Source organism: Methanobrevibacter sp. (assembly GCF_045220775.1).
In the GTDB taxonomy this organism is placed as follows: domain Archaea; phylum Methanobacteriota; class Methanobacteria; order Methanobacteriales; family Methanobacteriaceae; genus Methanocatella.
The window spans coordinates 1-3,455 of sequence record NZ_JBGUWC010000113.1; the positions used below are offsets into that span (position 1 = coordinate 1).

A 3,455-nucleotide genomic window follows, 5' to 3' on the forward strand; every position below is an offset into this window, starting at 1 on the left:
GGGGCGAGGTCTTTTGCACTACGCGAGTCCAACGAGAGTACCACGGCTTGATTATTGGATGCAAAGGTACGAACTTTTCTGCAATTCACAAAATCTCGACATACCTTTTTCTAATATCTATATGAAATTTAACTTTTTCCAGTTGAACTTCCTCAAATCAAAACTTTATTCCACCACTATGAAAAAGCAATTTCTCTGCTTCTGGAACAGAGGAAAAACAGAGGATCAGCAGAGGAATTAATCTAAAATCCCAAAAACACTCGGAAAAAATTAGTATTTATCCCATTTTTTTGTAACTTTGCACAAAAACATATAAGATATGAAAAAGAATGCTGTTTGCTTCCATTGTTTGCACGTCATACCTCACCTTCAAGAAGAGGATGGTATATTAGCATGTTTTGCCTACCCAGAAGGTGTCCCCCAAGAAATTAGAGATGGGGAAGACGAGCATAAAACACTACGTAGTGACGAGGTTGAACCTTATACCTATACTGAGTTCGTTGATATGAATAGCAATGTATCAGAAGAAGATAAAGAGTCGATAGCCTTGTTATATGGGCAATGCTCTGGGTGTCGTCATTGGGATTGGGAACACGACAAATGTCCCGCCTTTGACAAGATACCATATCCGTTCATAAGGAGAGTAGGGCATAAGAAAGTGTTTGTAGGTCAGAATCAATCATCAGTAACTTTCCAAAGTGAAAAGAAATAGCGTATGCCATTAAAAGAAGAATTAACTGCAAAGATGCACTCTGAGTTTAGCGTAAGTCCAGAGACCGAAATAAAACTCAGGTGCGGATGCGTATGGGGTCATTTGGATGGTAATGCCAGTAGAGCAGAAATAGAAAAGGAGGCTTCTTTGTATGGTGTTACTTATGAGCAATGTCTTGAATGGAAATCATACTGGGAAAGAGTAAAGCTTGAGCAGAGGTATATTGACAACAAGAGAAAACAAATGGCCCATCCTAATAAATAGCAATCATTTTTTATATGTAGTATTAAGCCAATCGGAAGTAAATTCTTCTAGTTGGCTTTTCTGTTTCCTCATATGTGACCTCACAAAAATGTTTAATCCATAAAAAAATCACAAAACGCATGTGATTCTCAAATATTATTTTTACCTTTGCCCACAGAAACTTATATAATACGCCTAATAACAAAGTTGCAGAATTAAAAAATATGGAAAGTGAAAAATTTACCAACACCTCAATAACTATTAAAGGATTATTGGGATTGATAGAGGCAAAAGACATTGCCATACCAGAAATACAACGTCCGTTCGTATGGAAGAATAGCCAAGTTAGAGATCTTATTGATTCACTCTACAAGGGGTATCCTACAGGATACATCATTCTATGGAAAAATCCAAATGTCAAGTTAAAAGATGGAACTATTTCTTCAGGAAAGAAAGTTATCATTGATGGTCAACAACGCATTACCGCATTGATGACAGCTATAGCAGCACAAAAAGTATTCAATAGTGAGTTTAAAGAAACTCGCGTAAAGATTGCATTCAATCCTTTTGCTGCATTAGATTTTATGAATGGAAATAGTGAAGCAGAAATTTTTGCAGTACAAACACCAGCCCATCTAAAAAGCAAGCATTGGATTCCCGATATTACAGAGATTTTTAGCACCAAATTCTCATCATGGATATTTATTCCACAATATATCAAACAAAATCCAGATATGAGTGGAGATAATCTACAAATGGTTCTCAACAAGTTGAAAGGTATTGAGGCAACACAGATTGGTGTCATTGAATTATCTGAAAAATTAGATATTGATGTTGTTACCGACATCTTTATACGCATAAACTCAAAAGGTACTCCTTTGAGTCAGGGTGACTTTGTCATGTCGAAGATGGCTGCCGATGAAGTGCATGGCGGAAATACTCTTCGTAAACTCATTGATTATTTCAGCCATCTTGCCGTAGTACCAACATATTTTGAATATATCAAGAACAATGATACTGCTTTTGCATCTACACCTTATCTCCAAAAACTTGCATGGTTGGCAGATGATAAAGAAACAGTATATGATCCAAACTGCGACGATGTAATTCGCGTTGCTTTTATGCACAAACTGAAAAGAGCAAAGTTGGCAAACCTTGTCCAGTTACTTACAGGTAGAGACTTTGAAACTCGAGAGTTCAAGGAAGAAATCGTTGAAGATACATTCAAGAAAATGTATGAGGGTGTTTTGAACGTAATAAGTCAGCACAATTTCACGCAATTTATGATAGCCATTAAGTCTGCAGGATTTATTTCTGACAAGATGGTTAATTCCAATATGGCCATGGATTTTGCCTATACAATACACTTATTACTTCAAGAGTCAAATGTGCCTGTAGCAGACAGAAAGCGTATTGTACAAAAATGGTATGTCCTATCTGTTTTAACAGGACGTTATAGCAGTTCTCCTGAATCTGCCTTTGCAAGAGACATTCGACAGATAACAGAACAAGGTGTGCTAACAATGCTAAAATCCATCGAAGATGCTACCCTTTCTGAGAACTTCTGGAACGTAGCCGTCCCTCAAGATTTAACAATGACATCTACCAATAATCCAACATATCTCGTTTACTTGGCTGCTCAAGTATATTTCAACGACATCTCCCTTCTTTCTACCAATATCACAGTACGAGAATTGATCAATCTTGGTGGCGATGTTCATCATGTATTTCCAAAACAATATCTGATAAACAATCATTACGCAAAGAATCAATACAATCAAGATGGAAACTACGCCTATCTTGACAGACCTGTAAATGAGTCCATAGGAAAGAAAGCTCCAAAGGAATATTTTAACATAGCCCTGAATCAATGCCGGACAAAGGTTGCTAAATGTGGTTCTATTATTGATGAAGACCAACTTCGTAAAAATCTTGCAGATAATTGTATTCCTGAAAACATTTTCGAAATGGAACACGAAGATTATAATTCATTCCTCGAAGAACGCCGTATTTTAATGGCAAATAAAATCAGAAAATATTATGAATCATTATAACAATCGTAATTATGACGAGACAACACATCGATTTTCTGACAGGAGCAGGGATCAGCGTAGAAAGCGGACTTAGTACCTTCCGTGAAAAAATGAACTATGGACGAATGAGGAATGGACTTGTCTGGCAAGTTCCGATGCCCTCAACTTGGCTTTACTCATTTTATGACTACCGAATGAAAATGCTGTTAGAGGCATTTAAGATATTGTAAACAAAAATTCTTAGAATACAATCATAGTTAAACTCCCTCCTTCCTCTTATGTAACTCCCATTTCCCTCCTATCTGTTCTCCGTTCTGGAACGGACCTGAAACGGACTTGAAACGGATCTGGAACGGAGGTATAACGGAGGTGAAGTAAATGAAAAATCTGAGTTCAGAAAAAACAAATTTTCATACAACTCTGCAACTCGTCACCCTCAACGCTGCAAACTACTGAGACTCTTATAA

At 37.0% G+C, this 3,455-nt stretch carries 3 protein-coding genes; all 3 read left to right on the forward strand.

Annotated features, from left to right (window positions below):
* Positions 1-547: 547 nt before the first annotated feature.
* The 3 genes from ACJROP_RS07655 (at position 548) to ACJROP_RS07665 (ending at position 3,009) form a co-directional block, all read left to right on the forward strand.
* A complete protein-coding gene (locus ACJROP_RS07655) occupies positions 548-712 on the forward strand; it encodes a hypothetical protein (RefSeq protein WP_406534882.1) in 165 nt (54 codons plus the stop codon).
* A 33-nt stretch (positions 713-745) separates the two neighbouring features.
* Positions 746-976, forward strand: a complete 231-nt coding sequence (locus ACJROP_RS07660; protein ID WP_406534883.1) for a hypothetical protein — start codon at positions 746-748, stop codon at positions 974-976.
* Between the two features lie 203 nt (positions 977-1,179).
* The gene (locus ACJROP_RS07665) at positions 1,180-3,009 is read left to right on the forward strand and encodes a DUF262 domain-containing protein (protein WP_406534884.1); all 1,830 of its coding nucleotides are present in this window, start codon (positions 1,180-1,182) and stop codon (positions 3,007-3,009) included.
* The last annotated feature ends 446 nt before the right edge of the window (positions 3,010-3,455 follow it).

Coding starts and splice junctions, on each gene's coding strand:
- ACJROP_RS07660 (WP_406534883.1), top strand. CDS start 746: ATGCACTCTGAGTTTAGCGTAAGTCCAGAGACCGAAATAAAACTCAGG.
- ACJROP_RS07665 (WP_406534884.1), top strand. CDS start 1,180: ATGGAAAGTGAAAAATTTACCAACACCTCAATAACTATTAAAGGATTA.